This window comes from Streptomyces sp. adm13(2018), assembly GCF_008042145.1.
Lineage (GTDB): Bacteria > Actinomycetota > Actinomycetes > Streptomycetales > Streptomycetaceae > Streptomyces.
Map to the genome: position 1 here is coordinate 373177 of NZ_RDBH01000141.1, position 21661 is coordinate 394837.

Below are 21661 nucleotides of genomic sequence, written 5' to 3' on the forward strand. Positions count from 1 at the left end.
GGGGCACGGCGGCCGCGACCGGTGGTTCGGCCGGCTCGGCGCCTGTGCCCGTACCCGTACCCGTACCCGTGCGCGCCGCCGCGCCCCCGCCCGTCCCCGGCAGCACGACGGCCTCCGGGGGCCACGGGGAGTCCGTGGGGCCCGGAGGCGCGGTCGGCCAGGGGTCGGTCGGCGGGGCGCCGTGGGGCGGACCGCCCGGGGCCCGCGGGGTGTCCGTGGGCTCCGGTTCCCCGGCCCACGGGTCACGCACGCCGGACCTCCGCGAGGGCCCACCAGGCCGCGAGGCCCAGCACGACCGACATCAGCACCGTCGAGGGGCCGCCGATGTCCGCGTAGAAGAAGTCGATGAGCTGCCAGCCGATCAGGCCCGTCGCGACGAGCGCGCAGTCCGCGCCGAGGCGGCGCCGCCGGAGCGCGCCGACGAGCAGCGCCAGCCAGCTTCCCGCGAGCGCCAGCAGCCCGAACAGCCCCTGCTCGCTGAGGACGAGGAGGTACATGTTGTGCGGGGACAGCAGCGGCTGGCGCGCGAAGGCGGACCCCGCGCCGGCCGTGTCGCTGCCCGAGGACAGGGCGAGCGAGGCGTTCGAGTCGCGGTACTGCGGGAAGCCCTTGAGGCCGACGCCGGTGACCGGCTCCGCGGCCCACATCCGCCCGGCCGCCGCCCACATCGTGTACCGGTCGGTGACCGACTGGTCCGGCGCGGCCGCCACCTGCGAGATGCTCGCGACCCGCTCCTTCACCATCGACGACCCGATGCCGAGCCCGCCGACCATGACCACCCCGAGGGCGCCGGCCGCCAGCGCCACGCACGCGGCCCGCCGGGGGCCCGAGAGCAGCAGCTGGATCCCGCAGGCGAGCACGGTCGCGATCCACGCGCCCCGGCTGAACGACAGCACGAGCGGCACGAACAGCAGCCCGGCGCAGACCAGCGCCGCCGTCCGGGTCCGCCCGGGGCGGCTGCCGAGCGCGATCCCGGTCACCACGACCAGCCCGTACGACACCACCGTCGCCATGCCCATCACGTCGGTCGGCCCGAAGGTGCCGACCGCCCGGACGTCCTCACCCATGTACGAGGCGCCCGTGCCGGTCAGGTACTGGGCGACCCCGACCGCGCCCTGGACCAGTGCCAGCGCGATCAGCCCCCAGGCGACCACGGCGAAGTCCCGCCGGTCACGGATCATCAGCAGCACCGCGGCCGGGACGAGCACGAAGACCTGGACGTACCGGGCGACGCCCGGCAGGCTCGCCGCCGGGTCGTTCGAGGTGATCGCCGCGAGGCAGACGCCGAGCACCGGCAGGCCGAGGACGACCGCCGCCGTCCGGGTCAGCGGCCGGGCGCCGCCGCGCAGCACCCGGACCAGGCAGATCAGTACGAGCAGCCCGGAGGCCGCGTCGGCGACCGTCCCCGTCCCGCCGGTGCCGCCCTCCGCGCCACCCTCGCCCGGGACGAGCAGCAGGGCGATCACGGCGAGCACCGGGGAGAGGGTCCCGGCCCGGCGCGCCCAGTCCCGGACGTCGGCCGGGGCGAGCGCCGGCACCGTCACGGTGGCGGCCATCCTCAGCTCCCCGTGGGTCGGACGAGCCCGGCCGCCGTGCGCAGCAGGATGCAGACGTCCTGCCAGAGGGACCAGTGGTCGATGTAGTGGTTGTCGAAGCGGCAGCGGTCCTCGATCGAGGTGTCGCCGCGCAGCCCGTGCACCTGCGCCAGACCGGTCAGCCCCACCGGCATCCGGTGGCGGGCCGCGTACCCCACGTGGATCTTGCTGAACTGGGCCACGAAGAAGGGCCGTTCGGGCCGGGGGCCGACCAGGCTCATGTCGCCGCGCAGCACGTTCCACAGCTGCGGCAGCTCGTCGAGCGAGGTTTTCCGCAGGAAGCTCCCGGCCGCGCTCATCCGCCGGTCGCCCGCCACGTTCCAGCGGGTCGCCGACTCGGCGTCGTCGGAGGGGCGGAGCGTACGGAACTTGAGCAGCGTGAAGAGCCGGCCGTGCTGACCGACCCGCTCCTGCCGGAACAGCACCCCGGGGCCGTCCGCGAGCCGCACGGCCAGCGCGCAGAGCAGCAGCACCGGCAGCGCGAGCGCCAGCGCGGGCGCGGCGAGCACGATGTCGAGGGCGCGCTTGGCGGGCCGGCGGCGTTCCTCGGCCGGCGGGGCGACGCGCTGCCAGGCGTACCCCCACATGTGCGCGCCCATCGGGCCGTCCTGGTGCCGGCCACCGGCCCGCCAGGTCGTGCAGCCGTAGTGCTGGAAGAGCGTCACGAGCCCCGGGTCGTCGTCGAGGAACACCGCGTCGCGCACGGCGTTCTGGATGACGGCCCGGTGGATCTCCTCGGTCGTGGTGAGCACCGGGAGCCCGGCCTCGCCCGCCGACCGGGGCGCGCCGCCCTGCTCGGGCACGCCGACGATGCCGACCGGCCGCACCCCGTACTCGGGATGCTGGGCGGCGGAGGCGGCGAACCTGCGCGCGGCCGCCGCACCGCCGACGACCAGCGCCGAGCGGGGGTGGGCGCGGGCGACCCGGCGCCGCCGGGCGATCACCAGCGCGCGCACCACGGTCACGAGGCCGACGTGCGTGGCGTACGCGGCGAGGAGCCGCAGCGGCCCGATCGCCAGCGTCGGGGAGTACGCGGCCACCCCGGCCGCCGCCAGACACCAGGCGACGCCGGCGCGGGAGGCGAGCGCGGGCAGCTCGTCGAGGGCCCGGGTGTGCGGGGCCGGCCGGTGCAGCCCGGCCCGCCCGTCGAGGACGAGGACGAGCGCCACGACCGGCAGCAGCAGCCGCGGGTCGTGGTGGGCCGCGCTCAGGAACGCGGCCCCGGCGAGGACGGCCAGGCAGTCGACGACGACGAGCGGCAGCACGCCGGACCGCGGCCGCTCGGGGCGGTACGGGAGGACGGGCCGGCCGGTCGGGCGGCGGCGCTGGGCGAGGGAGGCGAGGCCGAAGGACTGGCTCGCCGTGGGCCAGGGGCCCGGCGTGGGAGGGACGCTGGTGCTTTCGGTGGTCACTGCGCAATCGGCTCTCTGTGCTCGGTGCCTCGCACTCCGGCCAGTTCGCGGTAGACGTCCGCGACGGCCGCGCCGGTGCGCCGGACATCGAATCTGCTGAGTACGTGCTCATGGGCCTCGCGGCCCAGGCGGTGCCGGAGCTCCGGCCTGCCGAGGAGGCGGCCGAGAGCGGTGGCGAGCGCGGCCGGGTCCTCGGGCGGGACCAGGCACTGCGGTTCATGGGCGGGCGGCAGGCTCTCGCGGGCCCCGTCGACGTCGCTGACGACGACCGGCCGGCCGGCCGCCATGGCCTCCAGGGGTGCCAGCGCCATGCCCTCCCAGCGGGACGGCAGGACGACCACGTCGGCGGCCCGGAACCAGGGGACGGTGTCGTCCACGGCCCCGGTGAACCGCACCGAGGGTCCGGCGGCCGCGCGCAGCCGCGCGCCGTCGGGTCCGTCGCCGACCAGGACGAGACGGGCCGTCGGCACCTCCGCCAGGACGGCGGGCCAGGCGGCGAGCAGGACGTCCTGCCCCTTCTGGCGGCAGAGCCGGCCCACGCAGACGACGGTCGGCGCGGGGTTGCCGGGCGGGCCGTCGGTCGCGAAGCGGTCCACGTCCACACCGTTGTGGACGACGGACCAGTCCGCGGCGACCCCGGCGGCCTCGCCGGTGCGCCGCTCCGCCTCGCTGACGCAGACGATCCGGTGGGCCCAGCGGGCGCCGAACCGCTCCCAGCGCCGGGCCAGCGCGGCCGTTGTCCCCTCGACGGCCTCGAAGGACCAGGCGTGCGGCTGGTACACCGTCGGAGTCCGGCCGCGCAGGGCGAGCCGGGCGCAGAGCCCGGCCTTCGCGCTGTGCGCGTGGACGAGTGCGGGGCGCACGGTACGGATCACCCGGGCGAGGTCCCGGGTCTCGGTGACGAGCCGGGGGCCGGGGTTCCGGCCGGCCCGCCAGGCGTGCACGTCGGCCCCCTCGGCGCGGACCGCCGCGGCGAGCGGGGTGTCCGGCGGACAGGCGACCGACACCCGCAGACCGGAGGCCAGTTGGGCGCGGGCCAGGTCGATGACGACACGGGCGACCCCGCCGTCACCGGGCTGGACCGCGTGCAGGACGGTGACGGACCCGGAGTCCGTGTGTGGAGGCAGCACGTCAACGCCGGACGTCGGCCTGGACGGAGAACGCACCGGGCCGTGTCGCGCACGACGGGGAGCACGACATGCTGCGACGTACAGCAGGAACCGCTGAATTCCGCATACAGGTTCTCCGCTTTGCTGAGAGAAGGGAGGGAAGACCCGTGAAGGCCGGGAGGGGGGAAGGTGTCGTCCGCACGAAATGGGTGAACGCGCGGCGGGCCCGGAAGCAACGTTCTGGAACGTTATAACCCCGGCGCGGGGCGATAGTACGCATTAGATGCCTGGAAACGCTAACTTCCGTATCTCCGTTGCCGGTTCCTCGTTGTGCGTGTTGCGCCATTCCACGGCCACTCCCTCCAATGGCTCTCCTATGGCCCAAAGATCGGTTGAACGTCACCCGTTCGGGAGAGCAACCGATGAAAAGCCGGGGCGTTGTTGAGGGAGTCGGACCGAACAGTCCGCGCAGTCCACGTTGAATTTCGATCGAGGAGCACCTCCCCATGTCCCGTATCGCCAAGGCCGTTGTCCTGACCGTCGGTGCCGCCGCCGCGGTCGCCGGTGCCGCCGGTGCCGCCTCCGCCGACGCCGGCGCCGAGGCCGCGGCCGTGAAGTCCCCCGGTGTCGGCTCCGGCAACGTCGTCCAGGTCCCGGTGCACATCCCGGTCAACCTCTGCGGCAACACGGTCAGCGTCATCGGCGCGCTGAACCCGACCTTCGGCAACACCTGCGTCAACGCCTGATCCGGCACGCCTGCTCGGTCCTCTCGAAGCCGGTGCGCCCGCCCCCGACGGGGTGGGCGCACCGGCTTTCTCCTTGTGGTCATGGGCTCGGTACTCGTTCGGCGGCACCGTCGTGCGCCGCCCGGTGCAACGGCGTACGCCCCTTCGGGGGGCGTGTTCGAGCACGGGATTCACCCGAACGGAGGTGTGGCGCTCCGTAGTTCTGCGGTTGCGGAGCGCTATACCCGCAGGCACGGTGAGAGGAGAAGTTGTCCGACGCATAAGGAAAAGGAACACATATGCGTCCCCTGGCCACGCGCCGCATCACCGTCCTGGCGGTATCCGCCGTCCTCTCCCTCGGCACGGCGGCTCCCGCCCTCGCCGCCGCACCCCACCCGTCCACCACGGCCGACCGCGCCGTCCACGGCCCCCTTCCTGTCGACACCGGTACCGACACCGCCTCGCCGGCCCGGGCCGAGGCGCTCGACGACCTCGACGACCTCGACGGAGTGCTCACCCCGGTGAGCGAACTCGTCGCGGCCGCGCTCACGGCGGGCGCGGCCCGGCCGTCCGCCGTGGACGTGGCGGCCCTCAAGGCCAAGGTCGCGGCATTCGTCGCGGAGGCCATGGCCGGCGTTCCGGCCCTGCCCGCGCTGCCGGTCCCCGCGTCTCCGCCGTCCGTACTGCCGGCTCCCGCGTCCCAGCTGCCCGCGCTGCCGGCCGTGCCGCCGCCGTCCGTCGGCTAGTCATCCGCAGGTCCCGTGCCGGCCCGGCGTCCCGCCCGGGCCGGCACCGGCGTGCGCTCCGGCGCGCGATCGGCAAATAGCACCGGTCCGCATCGATCGGGTGCAGTGTCGAGAAATCCTTCCTTCCGGAGTTTCCGTGCGGCAAGCCGTTCGTTACAGAAGCAGAACAATGCGCACGGATTCGTCCAAGAAGCGTGTGCAGTAAGTGACTTGAAAGTCCAGAGGAAGGATTCTCCCCATGAAGCCCACCAAGGTCGCCGCGGTTCTCGCCGGTTCGCTGATGGCCCTCGGCGCGGCCGCGCCCGCCATGGCCACGGAGGCGCTGACCCCCACCAGCCTGAACGGTGGTCTCGAGGCGATCGCCGCCAACGGGCTGAAGTCGGACGTCCTGAGCAGCACCACCGAGGGCTCCCCGGTCAAGACCGTCACCGACACCGCGACCCAGCTGAACGAGACCACCAAGGGCGCCCCGCTGCTGGGCGGTCTCCCGGTCCCCGGCGGTCTGCCGCTCGGCGGCTGACACCGGCCCTCTCCATCGGGTTGACAGCACATCAGGGGCCCCCTTTTCGAGGGCACTTGCGGCGCGATGAAGCGCCTTTCCCCACGGTCGGCTGATCGAATGATTTTCTGATCAGCTGCCGTGTGGCCCCGGTTGCGCGGGGTCCGCCGACCCATACCCTCTGGCCAGTCCCGCGCGAACGTCGGCGTGGATGAGGCCGGTCGGAGCGAGGGGGATCCTCGCCGGCCTCTCCCTTTCTCCAGAGGAAGAGCGGTATGCGGTCCATCATCAGCAGGAAAGTACTCACCGCGGCGGCAGCGACCGGCATCCTGTCGCTGAGTGGCGGATTCGCCCTGGCCGCGAACACCCACGCCGGTACCGGCGACGGTCCGGGCCCGGGCCACGCCGGTCATGCCCAGGCCCCGCTGCCCGCGGACGTCTGCGGAACGAGCATGGATCCCGGTGGGTTCGTGGCCGCGGCCGTCGGCGACCTCTGTGCTCAGGAGGAGGACCCCGGCGGCTACGGCGACGAGCCGGGTGAACCGACGAAGCCGCCSACGCACCCGCCGACCACCCCGCCCACGTACCCGCCGAAGCCCGACGAGTGCGAGAGCCCCGGGCCGGGGGCGGAGCCCAGCTGCGGGCCGACCAAGCCGCCCACCTCCCCGCCCGAGCTCCCCGACACGGGCAGTGAGACCGCGCTCATGGGCGCGGCCGCGATCAGCGCCGCGCTGATCGTCGGCGGCACCGTCGTGTACCTCCGTGGTGGGCGGATCGCCCGCCGCCACTGACGTCCGCGCACCCGCCCGGCGTCAACCCGAGGCCCTCGCCGTCACCGGTGAGGGCCTCGCCCGTTGCTGCACATGGGGGAGTTCCGGAGACGTTCCCCCGAAGACCTCGTTGTCAGAACATGACTCTGCGCTCTCACGCCGGCATGGGACTCCTCATGACCGCCCTCGCCTCCGCCGCCCTGGCCGCTCCGGCCGCGGCCGTCGAGGCACCGGTGATCGTCCCCCTCCAGGGACTCGACCCGGTGCTCCCGATGGACACCCCGACGGTGGCCACCGGCGTACCCGTCCCGATGCCGGGCGCCCCCACCGGCTTCCAGAAGGGCCTCGGCTCGCTGCCCGACCTGGCGCTGCCCAGCGTGCCGCTCACCGGCACCCTCCCCGAGACCGTGGTGGACGCCCCGCTGCCCGAGGTCGTCAAGGACAGCGAGCCCGGCCGGGCCCTCTTCGCCACCCCGCACTCGGAGCTGGCGGCGGCCACCCCGGGCGCTGTCGTGGGCAACCCGGTGGTCGCGCCGGCGGGCAACGGCCTCGCCGGCCTGCCCGACCTCGCCAAGCCGCGGGTCGGCCTGCTGCCCCCGATGGTGAGCGGGGCGCTCGACTCCCAGCTCGGCCTGGCGCCCGAGGCGCCCGGGGCGCACTGAGCCGAGGGCCACGGCGGACTTCCCCTTCGTTTCTCTGTGCGAGCGGCGGCCTCACGGGTGAAGACACGATTCTTCCCCGCCACCGGAAGGGCCTTCGTTCGTTGCACCAAGAGGCTTGTCGCATGGCCGCGGCCCGCGGGCCGAGCGCGTACCGCCGTATCCAGCGGCGGACGGTGCTCGGCCCGCGGCCATTTCCCGGTAACACCTCCTCCCTTTCGGCCCAACGGCCGTGACCCGGCCCGTGGTGCGACGTTGAACGGGAATGACGGCCGTGATTCCTGCGGTCGCTTTCGATCCAAGGAGTTCTTGATGTCTCGCATCGCGAAGGCTGCCGCTGTTCTCGCCGGCACGGGTGCCGTTGCCCTCAGCGGAGCCGGCCTGGCCGTCGCCGACTCGGGCGCCGAGGCCGTCGCCGCCCACTCGCCCGGTGTCGCCTCCGGCAACGTCGTCCAGGTCCCGGTCCACGTCCCGGTCAACCTCTGCGGCAACACCGTCAACGTCATCGGTCTGCTGAACCCGGCGTTCGGCAACACCTGCATCAACGCCGACGGCGGCGACAACGGTGACGGCGGCTACGGCGGCTGATCCCCCGCAACGACCGCGTCCCCCCGATCCGACCCGGATCGGGGGGACGCGCGCATGCGGGGCACGATCCGGCGGGCCCTCAGGCGTACCGGTAGATCCGGCTGTGGTCGAGCATCGACGCCGGCGTCACTCCCCAGGGCGCCATCGGCTCGTGCCGGGCGACGACCTTGCGGTACTGGGCGTCCCCGAGCGGCGGCGGTTCGGCGGGGAGGTACGCGGCCCCCGGGTTGCGCTGCTGCCAGCGCGACCAGACCAGGTCGACGAACGAGTGGTGCAGCCAGAACACCGGGTCGTTCACCGAGCCGCCGCCGAGCATCAGACCGCCGACCCAGCGGTGCACCCGGTTGTGGATGCGGAACCGCTCGTTGCCCCGGCCCGGCGCCCAGCCCTCCAGGCGGTTGCGGAAGCCGGCGGCGCTCGTGGAGTTCCACGGCGTCGCGTCGTACACCCGCTCCCGCATCACCTCGTCGAGCTGCGCCTGCGTCGGCAGCGCGATCGGGTCACGGGGGCGGCCGAAGTCCCTGGTCAGGAAACGTTCCTGGGTCATCGACTGGGTGATCGTCCAGCGTCCGGCGGAGTGCGCGAACGGGCCGGTCATGACCTGGAGGTCGGTCCGGCGGCCGTTGCCGCCCAGGAAGTCCTCGCCCCAGAGGGAGGACGCCGGACTGTTGTCGCGGGTCCAGTCCCAGTACGGGACCGAGACCGTCGGGTCGATCCGGCGCAGGGCCGTCTCGAACTCCAGCAGGAACCTGCGGTGCCAGGGCAGGAAGCTGGGCGTCATGTGCGCGACCCGGAGCCGGCCCTCCCCGTCGGCCGTGTAGTGGTCGATGTGGGTGCGGACGAAGCGGTCGTACGCCCCCGTCCGCTTGAGCTCCAGGACGGCGGCGACGAACTTCCGGCGCTCGGCGCCGGTCAGGTCGCGCTGGTTCTTACGCGTGTACACCACGCGGGCTCCCTCCCGTCGGGTCGGTGGGGACGCCGTGGGCGCCGGCGAGCGGGGAGAGCCGGGCGGTGCCCAGCTCGTCCACGGCCGCGCGGACCGCCGCCCGCGGTGTCGGGCAGGACTCGTAGTGGTCGATCGGGCTGACGTAACCGCCGTCGGCGCAGCGCATCAGATGCAGCGGCAGGCCGTCGACCAGGGCCACCGGCTCGCCCTCGGGGCCGGAGAAGCCCAGGATGCGACGGCCCCGGTACAACTCGTCGAAGGCGTGCGGGTCGCGCGTGTCCGCCGTGGGCGGACCGGAGGGCGGGCGGCTCGCGACGCGGCCGAGAGCGCCTCCCGTGAAGGCGGTGACGGCCAGCGCGAAGAGGGACCGCAGTGCGACGCGGCGGGGGACGATCATGGGTGATCTCCTCGGGTCGTGGGAGCCCTCTGGGCACAACGATGAAAACCCGGGTTCGTTGCGGCGGAAATGCCAGCGGCGTGAATGTCGGCCGTTCGAGTGAATTGGGCGCGGGGAAAGGGTGGTTGGAGCACTAGCATCCGATTCATGACCACTTCCAACGTCGTTTCCTCCGCGCGCAGCGCCTCTCCGCTGGGAACTCTCACGGTGATCCCGTGGTCCAGCGAGCCCTCCGCCGACGAGGCCGGTACGCCGTTCCTCATGGCGTACTCGCTCGGCGACGGCCGCGACGGGCCGGAGGCCGGTCAGCAGGCCATGCGGACCGCTCTGGAGGCCATGGGCCTCTCCGTCGGCGACCGGCTCTTCGATCTGGAGAAGGACGCCGGGATCACCGCCTCGCTGCTCGTCGAGGGCGGCTCGGCCGTCCTCAACCTGCCCTTCCTGAAGGTGCAGTGCCCGGTGCCCGAGGAGTGGCAGGAGGCCGCCCGCGAGCGCGGCCAGGTCTACCTGATCTGCTCCGTGCGGCCGTGGCCCGAGGCGGTCCCCGGTCAGCCGGTCGACGAGGCCGCGCTGCGGACCTTCGTCTCCGACGAGGAGATGCTCAAGGACAGCGCCCACGTCCTGATGCCCGTCCGGCGTCTGCAGGGCTGAGCGGGAAGGGGGTCGCGCCATGGCGACGGTGAACGTACGGGGCGGGGTGCCGGAGCAGCGGCAGGAGCGGGAGGAGTCCGCGCGGGGGGCCGCGGGGACGGTCGGCGCGAGCCGGGCCTTCGCCTGGATGCTGATGATCACCGGGGCGGCGGGAGTGCTGTCCGGCTGGGTGATCACGATCGACAAGTTCAAGCTGCTGGAGGACCCGGGCTTCCAGCCGGGCTGCAGCCTGAACCCGGTCGTGTCCTGCGGCAACATCATGAAGAGCGAGCAGGCGGGGGTCTTCGGCTTCCCCAACCCGATGCTCGGCCTCGTCACGTACGCCGTCGTCGTGGCCCTCGGCGCGGGACTCCTCGCCGGGGCCCGCTACCGGGGCTGGCTCTGGCTCGGTCTCAACGCCGGCATGCTCTTCGGCGTCGGCTTCTGCACCTGGCTGATGTACCAGTCGCTGTACGAGATCAACTCGCTCTGCCTGTGGTGCTGCCTGGCCTGGGTCGCCACCATCGTCATGTTCTGGTACGTCACCGCGCACAACGTGCGGCACGGGGTGATCCCCGCCCCGGCGGGCGTACGGACCTTCCTCGGCGAGTTCACCTTCGCCCTGCCCGTCCTGCACATCGGGATCATCGGGATGCTGATCCTGACCCGGTGGTGGGACTTCTGGACCAGCTGACGTGAACCGTCTCCTCCCCGGGCCGCGGGCCGCACTCGTCGTGCTGCTCGCGGCCGTTCTCGTGCTCCTGCTGCCGTACGACCGGATCGCCCCCGGCGACCGGCACACCGGGACCCGGGCGGCGCCCGAGCCGGATCGGGCGCCGCTGCCCGGGGTGCCGTCCGGCTTCTTCACCGGCTCCGACGAGGCGGGCGTCCGCAGGATCGCCCAGGCGGAGGCCTGGCTCGGCGGCGGGGCGCTGACGGTGGGGCACACCTATCTGCCGGGGGACCGCTGGTCCAACATCGAGGGCCACCCGGCCCTCTTCGAGCCCTGGGCGCGCTGGAAGGAGGCGCGGCCGGGGCGTCTCTTCGTGCTCAACGTGCCGATGATGGACCGGAGCGAGGCGGGGCTGCCGGACGCCGAGGTGGCGGCGGGGCTGCGGAGCGGCGCGTCCGGCGCGTTCGACGGGCACTTCCGGGCGCTGGGGGAGCGGCTGGTGGCGCACCGGCTCGGGGATGCGGTCCTGGTGCTCGGCTGGGAGATGAACGGCACGACGTACAGCCATCGCTGCGGGCCGGACCCGGAGGCCTGGAAGGCGTACTGGCGGCGGGTCGTCGAGGTGCTGCGCGGGGTGCCGGGGCAGCGGTTCCGCTTCGACTTCACGCCGAGCCGGGGGCGGGACGCGGTGGAGTGGCCGCGCTGCTATCCGGGGGACGACGTCGTCGACATCATCGGGATGGACGCGTACGACCAGCCCGCGGGGCTCTCCTTCGATGAGCAGGTCGCCGAGGAGTACGGGCTCGCCCACCACGTGCGGTTCGCGGCCGAGCACGGCAAGCCGGTCTCGTACCCGGAGTGGGGGCTCTTCCGGAACGGCGACAACCCGGCGTACGTGCGGGGGATGCTGGACTGGTTCGCCGCCCACCGGCCCGTCTACCAGACCGTCACCGACTACTGCCCGCACGGCGTCTGGGGGTGCGCCGACAACCCCGAGTCGGCGCGGGTGGTGCGCGGGGCGCTGGGCGGTCCGGCCGGTCCGTGAGGGGACCGGCGGGGCGCCGGGCGCGCCCCGGTCGTCCGGTCAGGCGTGCTGGTAGGCCACCAGCGAGATGCCGACGTAGTGGACGGTGAAGGCGGCCAGCGTCAGCGAGTGGAAGACCTCGTGGAAGCCGAAGTAGCGGGGCGAGGGGTTCGGGCGCTTGATGCCGTAGATGACGCCGCCCGCGCTGTAGAGCAGCCCCCCGACGATGACGAGGACGAGGACGGCGATGCCGCCCGCGCGCATGAAGTCGGGCAGGAAGAAGACCGCGGCCCAGCCCATCGCGATGTAGCAGGGGGTGTAGAGCCAGCGCGGGGCGCCGACCCAGAAGACCCGGAAGGCGATGCCGGCGAGGGCCGCCGCCCAGACCGCCCACATGAGGGGCCGGCCGGTGGAGTCGGGGAGCAGCAGCAGGGTGAGCGGGGTGTAGGTGCCCGCGATGATCAGGAAGATGTTGGCGTGGTCGAGGCGCCGGAGCACGGCCTCGCCGCGCGGGCCCCACTCGCCGCGGTGGTAGAGCGCGCTGATGCCGAAGAGCAGGCAGGCGGTCAGGACGTAGATCCCGCAGGCGATGCGGGCGCGGGGCGAGTCGGAGAGGGCGACCAGGACCAGGCCGGCCACGATCACGGTGGGGAACATGCCCGCGTGGAGCCACCCCCGGAGCCGGGGCTTCACCGGGAGCGACAGGGCCTGCGCGAGCGGATCCGGCTCGACCGGGGGCACTTCCGGCGTGGCTGCAGTCATGGAACGAATCGTACCTACGCCTCCGTAGGCCGCGAATACGAGTGGCGATGCTCACGTGGGCGGGCCCCTGGACATATGGGCGGATCCGTCGGATGATCAAATGAGTGCGGTCGGCACCGGATGAGCGGCTACGAAGCATCCGGGTCGCGGCCCCCACGGGGCACACCTCAACAAACCCCTCTACAAGGAGCAATCGTGGCGCGCGACAACGCGGCTCCCCAGACCCTTCCGACCCAGCACCAGGAGCTCGTCTCCTGGGTGAACGAGATCGCCGAGATCACCCAGCCGGACAGCATCGTCTGGTGCGACGGTTCCGAGGCCGAGTACGAGCGCCTGTGCGAGGAGCTCGTCGCCAAGGGGACCTTCACCAAGCTCGACCCGGTCAAGCGCCCGAACTCGTACTACGCCGCCTCCGACCCGACCGACGTCGCGCGCGTCGAGGACCGGACCTTCATCTGCTCCGAGAAGGAGGAGGACGCGGGCCCGACGAACCACTGGAAGGCCCCGGCCGAGATGAAGGAGCTCTTCGCGGGCTCCGAGGGCATCTTCCGCGGGTCGATGCGCGGCCGCACCATGTACGTCGTGCCCTTCTGCATGGGCCCGGTCGGCTCCCCGCTCTCCGCCATCGGCGTCGAGATCACCGACTCCGCGTACGTCGCCGTCTCCATGCGCACCATGACCCGCATGGGGCAGCCCGTCCTCGACGAACTCGGCACCGACGGCTTCTTCGTCAAGGCCGTCCACACCCTCGGCGCCCCGCTGGCGGAGGGACAGCAGGACGTGCCGTGGCCCTGCAACTCCACCAAGTACATCTCGCACTTCCCCGAGACCCGCGAGATCTGGTCGTACGGCTCCGGCTACGGCGGCAACGCCCTGCTCGGCAAGAAGTGCTACGCGCTCCGCATCGCCTCCGTCATGGCCCGCGACGAGGGCTGGCTCGCCGAGCACATGCTGATCCTCAAGCTGACCCCGCCGCAGGGCGAACCGAAGTACGTCGCCGCCGCGTTCCCGTCGGCCTGCGGCAAGACCAACCTGGCCATGCTGGAGCCCACGATCTCCGGCTGGACCGTCGAGACCATCGGTGACGACATCGCCTGGATGCGCTTCGGCGAGGACGGTCGCCTGTACGCGATCAACCCCGAGGCCGGCTTCTTCGGCGTCGCCCCCGGCACAGGCGAGCACACCAACGCCAACGCCATGAAGACCCTCTGGGGCAACTCCGTCTTCACCAACGTCGCCCTCACCGACGACAACGACGTGTGGTGGGAGGGGATGACCGAGACGGCCCCCGCGCACCTCACGGACTGGAAGGGCAACGACTGGACGCCGGAGTCCGAGACGCCGGCCGCCCACCCGAACGCCCGCTTCACCGTCCCGGCCGGCCAGTGCCCGACGATCGCCCCCGAGTGGGAGGACACCAAGGGCGTCCCGATCTCGGCGATCCTCTTCGGCGGCCGCCGCGCCTCCGCCGTCCCGCTGGTCACCGAGTCCTTCGACTGGAACCACGGCGTCTTCCTCGGCGCGAACGTCGCCTCCGAGAAGACCGCCGCCGCCGAGGGCAAGGTCGGCGAGCTGCGCCGCGACCCCTTCGCCATGCTGCCGTTCTGCGGCTACAACATGGGTGACTACATGGCCCACTGGGTCAAGGTCGGCGCCACCGCGGACGCGGCGAAGCTGCCGAAGATCTACTACGTGAACTGGTTCCGCAAGAACGACGCCGGGAAGTTCGTCTGGCCCGGCTTCGGCGAGAACAGCCGCGTCCTGAAGTGGATCGTCGAGCGCCTGGAGGGCCGCGCCGAGGGCGTCGAGACCCCGATCGGCGTCCTGCCGACCGTGGAGTCGCTCGACACCGAGGGCCTGGACCTGCCGGCCGAGGACCTGGAGTTCCTCCTCAAGGTCGACCGTGACGTGTGGCGCGAGGAGGCCGCCCTCGTCCCCGACCACCTCAACACCTTCGGCGACCACACGCCGAAGGAGCTGTGGGACCAGTACCACGCGCTGGTCGAGCGCCTGGGCTGATCCCGCACCGCAGACTCGTGGTGGGTTGCCCCGAGATACCGCCCTGACCAGTGGGGTCACGACGGCCCACCACGACGCAACCGGCCCCCGGAGCCCCCTCAGGCTCCGGGGGCCGGCGCATGCCCGGACGCGGTCGCCGCGGCTCGTCGGCGGGGCTCCTCGGCGGGGCGGGGAGGTGTGTGGCGCCCGGTCCGCGCGGTTCGTGCCACGCGGACCGGGGCCGTCAGGGGGTGCCGGCCGTGGCCAGGGCGGTCGCCCCGGCCAGCGCGGCGGTGTGCGCGTCCATGCGCTCGGCGGCGAGGATCGCGGCGGCCGTGTCGGCCCGTGAGGCGGCGACGACCAGGGCGCGGCCCGCGAGGGCGTGGGCCCGGCGGTGCAGGTCCGGCGCGGACGCGCCGCGGAGACCCGCGTGCCGCGCGGGCGGGGCGCCGCGCAGTCGCGCCACCTGCCGGGCGATCAGGTCGCCCGCCTCGGTGTCGCCGAGCTCGTCGGTGACGGCGAGCAGGGCGGAGAGGTGTCCGGCGAGCTGGATGTCCAGCTCCTCCTCGCGGGAGTGGTGCGGATACGCGTCCTGGGCGGCGTCGGCCATCCGGTGGACCGACTTGGCGCGGATCGGTTCGTACATGGGACGGCCTCCTGAGTGTCTGAGGGCCATCCTATCTTAGATTCAGTCTAAAGTTGAGGGAGGTCCGGGACGGGGTGGGCCGAACCCGGCCGGGCCGCGTCAGGGCTGGCTGTAGCCGTCCAGGAAACGGCCGATCCGGGTCACCGAGTCCGCCAGGTCCGCGGCCGCCGGCAGCGTGACGATCCGGAAGTGGTCGGGCTCGTGCCAGTTGAAGCCCGTCCCGTGCACCACCATGATCTTCTCCGCCCGCAGCAGGTCCAGGACCATCTGCCGGTCGTCCTTGATCTTGTACACGTTCGGGTCGAGGCGCGGGAACAGGTACAGCGCCCCCTTCGGCTTCACACACGTCACGCCCGGGATCTGGGTGAGGAGCTCGTACGCCGTGTCCCGCTGCTCAAGGAGACGGCCGCCCGGCAGGACGAGGTCCTCGATCGACTGCCTGCCCTGGAGCGCCGCGGCCACCGCGTGCTGGGCCGGCATGTTCGCGCAGAGGCGCATGTTCGCGAGGATCGTCAGACCCTCTATGTACGAGGTCGCGTGGTGCTTCGGACCGCAGACCGCCAGCCATCCCGAGCGGAAGCCGGCCACCCGGTAGTTCTTGCTCATCCCGTTGAACGTGAGGACGAGCAGGTCGGGGGCGAGGGCCGCGGTGGGGGTGTGGGTCGTCCCGTCGTACAGGATCTTGTCGTAGATCTCGTCCGAGCAGACCACCAGGTCGTGACGGCGGGCGATCTCCGTGAGCGAGCGGAGCATCTCGTCGTCGTAGACGGCGCCCGTCGGGTTGTTCGGGTTGATGATCACGATCGCCTTGGTGCGGTCGGTGATCTTCCGCTCGATGTCCGCGAGGTCCGGCATCCAGTCCGCCTGCTCGTCGCAGCGGTAGTGCACGGCCGTGCCGCCCGCGAGCGAGACGGACGCCGTCCACAGCGGATAGTCCGGGGCCGGCACGAGGACCTCGTCGCCGTCGTCGAGCAGCGCCTGCATCGACATCTGGATCAGCTCCGAGACGCCGTTGCCGAGGTAGATGTCCTCGACGGAGAGCGGGATGCCCTTGGTCTCGTAGTGGCTCATCACCGCGCGCCGGGCCGAGAGCAGCCCCTTCGCGTCGCCGTAGCCGTGCGCCTCGGAGAGGTTGCGGAGGACGTCCTCCAGGATGGCGGGCGGACACTCGAAACCGAACGCCGCCGGGTTCCCCGTGTTCAGCTTGAGGATGCGATGACCCGCGGCCTCAAGCCGCATCGCCTCTTCGAGCACCGGACCCCGGATTTCGTAACAGACGTTGGCGAGCTTCGTGGACTGGATCACCTGCATGACGAGAGCTTACGGCGGGGGCGCCCGGGACGCTTCGTGTTCTGGGACACGTCGGACAGGACCCGGGGACGACCGCGGCCGAATAGGGCTCCTCCGCCCGGCGGGATAGGTTGGCCCGTCATGTGGGATTTCCGTGCCTCCGGATGCCGCCGACTGGGTGCGGCCGGGTCGCTCGCCGTCACCCTGGGCGGGTGGGCCGCCGGAATGCTGCCCGTGCGCGGCGGCTGGGGCCTCTGGGAGCCGCGTGGCTCCGCGCTCACCCTGGCCGGCGCCCTCCTCGCGTACCTCGGGCTGACCCTGCTCGTCGCCGCCTGGTGGCGGTACGGCGTCCTCCTCGCCCGGGGCGAGGCCGACCGGGTGCGCACCACCCTCGTCTGGTGGGCGGCGCCCCTGCTGCTCGCCCCGCCGCTCTACAGCGCCGACGTCTACAGCTACGTCGCGCAGGGGGCCATGGTCCTCGAAGGGCACGACGTGTACGGCGGCGGGCCCGCCGTCCTCTCGCCCGGCGAACTCGGCTGGGACGCGGCCGCCAGCGTCGGCGGCCACTGGACCGACACCCCCGCGCCCTACGGGCCGGCGTTCCTCGTCCTCGCCCAGCTGGTCGTCAAGCTGACCGGCGGCGCGATCGTCCCCGCCGTGCTCGGGACGCGCCTGCTCGCGGTCGGCGCGCTCGCCCTGATCGTGTGGGCCGTACGGGGGCTGGGCGGCGGGCGCGGCGGACCCGACGGGGCCGTCTGGCTGGCCGCCCTCAACCCGCTGCTGCTCATCCACGTCGTCGGCGGCATGCACAACGACGGCCTGATGATCGGCCTCATGCTCGCGGGCGTGCTGCTCGCCGTGCGGGGCCGGTGGGTGCTCGGCTCCGTCCTCGTGGGGCTCGCGATGATGGTCAAGTCGCCGGCGGCTGTCGCGCTGCTGTTCATCGGGGTGATGGTCGCGCGGCGGGAGGGGCCGGGCGTCCGGGCGCTGGTGAAGGGACTCGTCCTGCCGGGGCTGGTGGCCGGGGCGGTGGCCGCGGGGGCGACCGTCCTCGCCGGGACCGGGTTCGGGTGGCTGCGGACCCAGAGCGTCGCCGGGACCATCCACACGGCGCTGTCCGTGAGCAGTGATCTCGGCCTGGGGCTCGGGCTGCTCCTCGGGGACGACCCCGACCCGGTCAAGGCGGCCGTGCAGAACCTCGGGCTGCTCGCCGCCGCGGTGCTCATCCTGGTGCTCGCGTGGCGGTCCTGGCGGGGCGTGCTCGATCCGGTGCTCGGGCTGGGGCTCGCGCTGGTCGCGCTGGTCGCGCTGTCGCCGATGGTGCAGCCCTGGTACCTGCTGTGGGGGACGGCGGCCGTCGCGGCGGCGGCCTGGCGGAGCCGGGCCGGGCAGGTCCTGGCGGTCCTCTCGGCGGCGCTGGTCTACGAGACGGCGCCGGACGGGCGCACACCCTGGTACGGATTCGTGGTGGCGGGCCTGGTGCTGCTGCCGGGGCTCCTGTGGGTGCGGCGGGATCCGTGGGGCGAACGGCCGGCGGCGCCCCGCCCGCACGCGCGGGCGGGGGACCCGGCCTAGCGTCCCCTGCGGACCGAGCGGCCCGGCAGGGCGTCCGTGCGGCGGCCGTCCTCCATCACGAAGGTGCCGCCGACGAGGACGTGCGGGATCCCGGTGGGCAGCGCCCGGGGGGCCTCGTACGTCGAGCCCGCCGCCACCGTGTCCGGGTCGAAGAGCACCAGGTCCGCCACGTTGCCCTCGCGGATTACCCCGCGGTCCCGCAGCCCGAGCCGGGCCGCCGGGCGGGAGGTCAGGTGCGCCACGCACTCCTCCAGGGAGAAGACGCCGAGGTCCCGGGCGTAACGCCCCAGGTACCGGGGGAATGTGCCGTACGCCCGCGGGTGCGGCTTCGTGCCCTGGAGGATGCCGTCCGAGCCGCCCGTGTGCACCCGGTGCCGCATGATCGTCCGGACGTTCTCCTCGTGGCCCACGTGCTGGAGGATCGTCGTGCCCAGCCGGTCCTCCAGGAGGAGCCGGCGAGCCGTCGCCCAGCCGTCCACCCGGCGCCCCACCCAGTCTCCGAGCGACCCCTCCGACACCCCCGAGATCTCGATGGTGTCCCAGTCCACCGGCACCCCGTGGCAGCCGTCCGAGCCGACGACCTCCAGGTGGTGGCGGATCCGCTCCGCCGTCGCGTCGTCCCGCAGCCGGGCGAGCACCGCCTCCGGGCCGCCCTCGCCGGCCCAGCTCGGCAGCACCGCCACCAGGGTCGTACAGCCGGGCGTGTACGGGTACGTGTCGAGGCTGATGTCCGCGCCCGCGTCCAGGGCCGCGTCCAGGAGGGCGAGCAGCTCGGGGGCCCGGCCCTCGTTCACGCCGAAGTTCATCGTGGCGTGGGCGAGGTGGAGGGCGCAGCCCGCCTCCCGGGTCAGCCGCACCATCTCCCCGTACGCCTCCAGGGCCCCGGCGCCGTAGGAGCGGTGGTGCGGGCAGTAGTAGCCGCCGTACCCGGCCACCACCCGGCACAGCTCGGTGAGCTCGGCGTCCTTCGCGTACATCCCCGGCGTGTACGTCAGGCCGGAGGACATGCCGACCGCGCCCTGCTCCATGCCCTCGGCGACCAGTCGGCGCATGTGGTCCAGCTCGGACTCCGTCGCCGGGCGGTCCTCCCAGCCGACCGCGTACATCCGGACCGTGCCCTGGGGGACCAGATACGCGGCGTTGACCGCGATGCCCCGGTCGAGCCGGTCCAGGTACTCACCGACCGTGCGCCAGTCGAAGTCGATGTCGTCGCCCGACCCGTTCCAGCCGGTGATCGCCCTGCGCACCTCGGCCAGCGTCCGGTCGTCGACCGGGGCGTACGACAGGCCGTCCTGGCCCAGCACCTCCAGCGTCACGCCCTGCGCCGCCTTGGCGCTGTGGTCCGGGTCGCGGAGCAGCGCGAGGTCGCTGTGGGCGTGCATGTCGATGAAGCCGGGGGAGAGGACCAGGCCCTCGGCGTCCACGACGCGGCGGGCGGTGGGGCGCTGGCAGCCGGCCGCCGCCCCCTCCTTCACGATCGCGGCGATCCGGCCGCCCTCGATCGCCACGTCGGCGCGGTACGAGGCGCCGCCGGTGCCGTCGACGACGTCCGCGTCGCGGAAGACGAGGTCCATGACGACTCCTCCTAGAAGAACGTGCGGATGTAGTCGACGACCGTGCCGTCCGCCTCGACCAGCGGGATCAGCTGCCACTTGTCGAAGATCGTGCACGGGTGGGACAGGCCCATGCCGAGCCAGTCGCCGACCTCCAGGTCGGCGCCCTCCCCGGTGGCCACCCAGGCGTGCTGGTCGGAGAGGCCGGTGACGGTCAGGCCGTCGGCGGGGCGGATCTCGCCGGTGCGGGCGTCGCGGACCACGTGCGCCTCGGGGAGGTGCAGGTCGTGGGCGGCGTCCCGCTTGCCGGCGTTGGTGAACGCCTGCTCGGGCGTCGGCCGGGAGACGACCTGCGACCAGAGGCGGAACGCCGGCTCCAGGGCGCCCTCCTCCGGGACCCGGTTGAAGGGGGTCCGCTCGCGGTACTGCCCGTCGTCGTGCGAGACGTACGCGCCGGAGCGCAGCAGCTTCAGGACGGGCAGGGAGAGCGCGGGCACCTCCGCGAAGACGTCCGCGACCGCGTCGAACCACTCGCTGCCGCCCGCGCTCACCACGATCTCGCCGACGGACGGGTCGAAGCGGCCCGCCTTGTCGAAGTCGGCCGCGAGCCCGACAAGCCGGTGCAGCCACTCCCTGACCCGGGTGCCGTCGGCCCCGGGCATCGTCCCCTCGTACCCGGCGACGCCCACCAGCCGCAGGGTGGCGGTGGCCGCGACCGCGTCGGCGACGGCCGCGCACTCCGCCTCGGTCCGCGCGCCCGTGCGCCCGGTCGCCCCGGCGGCCAGCTCGACGACGACGTCCAGCGGGCGGGTGGCGCCTGCGGCGCGCAGGGCCTGGTCCATCAGCTCGACGCCGCGCACGGAGTCGACGTAGCAGAGGAAGCGGAACTCCGGGTCGGCGTCCAGCTCTCCGGCGACCCAGCGCAGGGCGACCGGGTCGACGAGCTCGTTCGCGAGGAAGATCCGGGAGACGCCGTGCGCCCGGTAGACGCGCGCCTGGTGGGGCACGGCGGCGGTGATGCCCCAGGCGCCGTGCTCCAGCTGCCGGGCGAAGAGCTGCGGGGCCATGGAGGTCTTGCCGTGCGGGGCGAACGCGAGGCCGTGGCGCTCGGCGTACGTCTCCAGGAGGCGGAGGTTGTGCTCGACGGACTCGGCGGACAGGGCGAGGACCGGGGTGGTGAAGCCGCCGGTGAAGAGGTTGCGCCGCTGGGCGGCGAGCTCGCCGACGGTCAGGCCCTCGGCGTCCGGCGGCAGGGCCTTGAAGCGGTGGTCGACGCGCTCGTTCGCCAGGTCGGGCATGAGGCCTCCTCATCGAAGCGTTGCAGAAAGTGCGTTGCGGAGAATGCAACAGTCATTGCGTATGTCGCTCAATGCTGTCTAGCATCCGGGCCAAGGCCGGGTCAATGGACCCGCAGGACACGCAAGGGAGCGCCAGAGTGGCCGGAGAACCGCCCGTGGACGTCGTGTGCCTCGGCGAGTCCATGGTCACCTTCCTCCCCTCCCGGCCGGGCCGCCTCGCCGACGTCCCGGCCTTCGAGCGCGCGATCGGCGGCGCCGAGTCCAACGTCGCCTGCGCCCTCGCCGCCGCGGGCCACCGCACCCGCTGGGTCGGCCGGGTCGGCCGGGACGGCTTCGGCGACCACCTCGTCGAGACCATCGCCGCCCACGGCGTCGACGTCGGCGCCGTCGAACGCGACCCCCGACGGCCCACCGGCGTCTACTTCCGCACCGCCGCCGACCGCGCCACCGACGCCCACGAGGTCGTCTACTACCGCGCCGGCTCGGCCGCCTCCGCCATGTCCCCCGCGACCGTGCCCTACGAGACCGTCGCCGACGCCCGCGTCCTCCACCTCACCGGCATCACCGCCGCCCTCTCCGACGACTGCCTCGCCCTCATGCGCGTCCTCACGGCGAGGCGGCCCGGCCGGGAGGGGAGGAAGGTGACCATGGACTCGCCGAGGCACACGACGTCCACGGGCGGTTCTCCGGCCACTCTGGCGCTCCCTTGCGTGTCCTGCGGGTCCATTGACCCGGCCTTGGCCCGGATGCTAGACAGCATTGAGCG

22 protein-coding genes and 1 pseudogene are annotated in these 21661 nt (G+C 73.1%); 12 read left to right on the top strand and 11 right to left on the bottom strand.

Translation table 11 applies throughout. The features are described from left to right. From EAO70_RS38560 to EAO70_RS29780, 4 genes and pseudogenes are all read right to left on the bottom strand, one after another. Nucleotides 1-250: pseudogene (locus EAO70_RS38560) on the bottom strand (hypothetical protein); the annotation flags it as partial. After that, complete coding sequence (locus EAO70_RS29770) at nt 243-1556, bottom strand: O-antigen ligase family protein (RefSeq protein ID WP_148005947.1); 1314 nt, start codon at nt 1554-1556, stop codon at nt 243-245. The pseudogene EAO70_RS38560 and the gene EAO70_RS29770, both read right to left, overlap by 8 nt. 2 nt (nt 1557-1558) lie before the next feature. Next, nucleotides 1559-3007, bottom strand: coding sequence for a sugar transferase (locus EAO70_RS29775; protein WP_148005948.1), 1449 nt, complete (start codon nt 3005-3007; stop codon nt 1559-1561). Continuing rightward, nucleotides 3004-4137 (bottom strand): glycosyltransferase, encoded by a 1134-nt coding sequence (locus tag EAO70_RS29780; protein ID WP_148005949.1) that lies wholly within the window; start codon nt 4135-4137, stop codon nt 3004-3006. The genes EAO70_RS29775 and EAO70_RS29780 overlap by 4 nt, the downstream gene beginning before the upstream one ends. Nucleotides 4138-4622: 485 nt before the next feature. Here EAO70_RS29780 and EAO70_RS29785 point away from each other — a divergent pair, with 485 nt between their 5' ends. The 6 genes from EAO70_RS29785 (at nt 4623) to EAO70_RS29810 (ending at nt 8103) form a co-directional block, all read left to right on the top strand. Further along, nucleotides 4623-4862: a chaplin gene (locus EAO70_RS29785; RefSeq protein ID WP_148005950.1), complete on the top strand. Its 240-nt coding sequence runs from the start codon at nt 4623-4625 to the stop codon at nt 4860-4862. A gap of 278 nt (nt 4863-5140) precedes the next feature. Next, the gene (locus EAO70_RS29790; protein ID WP_148005951.1) at nt 5141-5587 is read left to right on the top strand and encodes a hypothetical protein; all 447 of its coding nucleotides are present in this window, start codon (nt 5141-5143) and stop codon (nt 5585-5587) included. Between the two features lie 238 nt (nt 5588-5825). Continuing rightward, nucleotides 5826-6107 carry a hypothetical protein gene (locus EAO70_RS29795; RefSeq protein WP_148005952.1) on the top strand — a complete coding sequence of 94 codons (282 nt, stop codon included), beginning with the start codon at nt 5826-5828 and terminating at the stop codon, nt 6105-6107. A 254-nt stretch (nt 6108-6361) separates the two neighbouring features. Beyond that, nucleotides 6362-6877, top strand: a complete 516-nt coding sequence (locus EAO70_RS29800) for an LPXTG cell wall anchor domain-containing protein (protein ID WP_148005953.1) — start codon at nt 6362-6364, stop codon at nt 6875-6877. A 119-nt stretch (nt 6878-6996) separates the two neighbouring features. After that, nucleotides 6997-7518, top strand: a complete 522-nt coding sequence (locus EAO70_RS29805; RefSeq protein ID WP_187284096.1) for a hypothetical protein — start codon at nt 6997-6999, stop codon at nt 7516-7518. A gap of 309 nt (nt 7519-7827) precedes the next feature. Continuing rightward, a complete protein-coding gene (locus EAO70_RS29810; RefSeq protein WP_148005954.1) occupies nt 7828-8103 on the top strand; it encodes a chaplin in 276 nt (91 codons plus the stop codon). A gap of 79 nt (nt 8104-8182) precedes the next feature. Here EAO70_RS29810 and EAO70_RS29815 read toward each other — a convergent pair whose 3' ends face one another. Next, nucleotides 8183-9049: a tyrosinase family protein gene (locus EAO70_RS29815; protein ID WP_148005955.1), complete on the bottom strand. Its 867-nt coding sequence runs from the start codon at nt 9047-9049 to the stop codon at nt 8183-8185. Continuing rightward, nucleotides 9033-9446, bottom strand: coding sequence for a tyrosinase family oxidase copper chaperone (locus tag EAO70_RS29820; RefSeq protein WP_148005956.1), 414 nt, complete (start codon nt 9444-9446; stop codon nt 9033-9035). The genes EAO70_RS29815 and EAO70_RS29820 overlap by 17 nt, the downstream gene beginning before the upstream one ends. Nucleotides 9447-9593: 147 nt before the next feature. Between EAO70_RS29820 and EAO70_RS29825 the strand changes: the two genes are divergently transcribed. The 3 genes from EAO70_RS29825 to EAO70_RS29835 are packed head-to-tail and all read left to right on the top strand — an operon-like array spanning nt 9594 to nt 11794. Continuing rightward, a complete protein-coding gene (locus EAO70_RS29825) occupies nt 9594-10097 on the top strand; it encodes a DUF5949 family protein (RefSeq protein WP_222723493.1) in 504 nt (167 codons plus the stop codon). A gap of 19 nt (nt 10098-10116) precedes the next feature. Continuing rightward, nucleotides 10117-10770 (top strand): vitamin K epoxide reductase family protein, encoded by a 654-nt coding sequence (locus tag EAO70_RS29830; RefSeq protein ID WP_148005957.1) that lies wholly within the window; start codon nt 10117-10119, stop codon nt 10768-10770. Between the two features lies 1 nt (nt 10771). Beyond that, on the top strand, nt 10772-11794 hold the full coding sequence (locus tag EAO70_RS29835; RefSeq protein ID WP_148005958.1) for a glycoside hydrolase family 26 protein: 1023 nt from the start codon (nt 10772-10774) through the stop codon (nt 11792-11794). A 39-nt stretch (nt 11795-11833) separates the two neighbouring features. Here EAO70_RS29835 and trhA read toward each other — a convergent pair whose 3' ends face one another. Further along, a complete protein-coding gene (gene trhA, locus EAO70_RS29840; protein ID WP_187284097.1) occupies nt 11834-12535 on the bottom strand; it encodes a PAQR family membrane homeostasis protein TrhA in 702 nt (233 codons plus the stop codon). A gap of 195 nt (nt 12536-12730) precedes the next feature. Here trhA and EAO70_RS29845 point away from each other — a divergent pair, with 195 nt between their 5' ends. Continuing rightward, nucleotides 12731-14554: a phosphoenolpyruvate carboxykinase (GTP) gene (locus EAO70_RS29845; protein WP_148005959.1), complete on the top strand. Its 1824-nt coding sequence runs from the start codon at nt 12731-12733 to the stop codon at nt 14552-14554. Between the two features lie 223 nt (nt 14555-14777). Here EAO70_RS29845 and EAO70_RS29850 read toward each other — a convergent pair whose 3' ends face one another. Then, nucleotides 14778-15179: a hypothetical protein gene (locus EAO70_RS29850; RefSeq protein ID WP_148005960.1), complete on the bottom strand. Its 402-nt coding sequence runs from the start codon at nt 15177-15179 to the stop codon at nt 14778-14780. Between the two features lie 99 nt (nt 15180-15278). After that, a complete protein-coding gene (locus tag EAO70_RS29855) occupies nt 15279-16490 on the bottom strand; it encodes a pyridoxal phosphate-dependent aminotransferase (RefSeq protein ID WP_148005961.1) in 1212 nt (403 codons plus the stop codon). A gap of 120 nt (nt 16491-16610) precedes the next feature. Here EAO70_RS29855 and mptB point away from each other — a divergent pair, with 120 nt between their 5' ends. After that, complete coding sequence (gene mptB, locus EAO70_RS29860) at nt 16611-18044, top strand: polyprenol phosphomannose-dependent alpha 1,6 mannosyltransferase MptB (protein WP_148005962.1); 1434 nt, start codon at nt 16611-16613, stop codon at nt 18042-18044. On the opposite strand, the gene EAO70_RS29865 is transcribed toward mptB, so the two are convergent. After that, nucleotides 18041-19618, bottom strand: coding sequence for an N-acyl-D-amino-acid deacylase family protein (locus EAO70_RS29865; protein WP_148005963.1), 1578 nt, complete (start codon nt 19616-19618; stop codon nt 18041-18043). The genes mptB and EAO70_RS29865 overlap by 4 nt on opposite strands. 11 nt (nt 19619-19629) lie before the next feature. Then, nucleotides 19630-20895 carry an alanine racemase gene (locus tag EAO70_RS29870; protein WP_148005964.1) on the bottom strand — a complete coding sequence of 422 codons (1266 nt, stop codon included), beginning with the start codon at nt 20893-20895 and terminating at the stop codon, nt 19630-19632. 104 nt (nt 20896-20999) lie between these two features. Here EAO70_RS29870 and EAO70_RS29875 point away from each other — a divergent pair. Further along, on the top strand, nt 21000-21661 hold a 662-nt coding region (locus EAO70_RS29875; protein WP_410091512.1), incomplete at its 3' end, for a PfkB family carbohydrate kinase.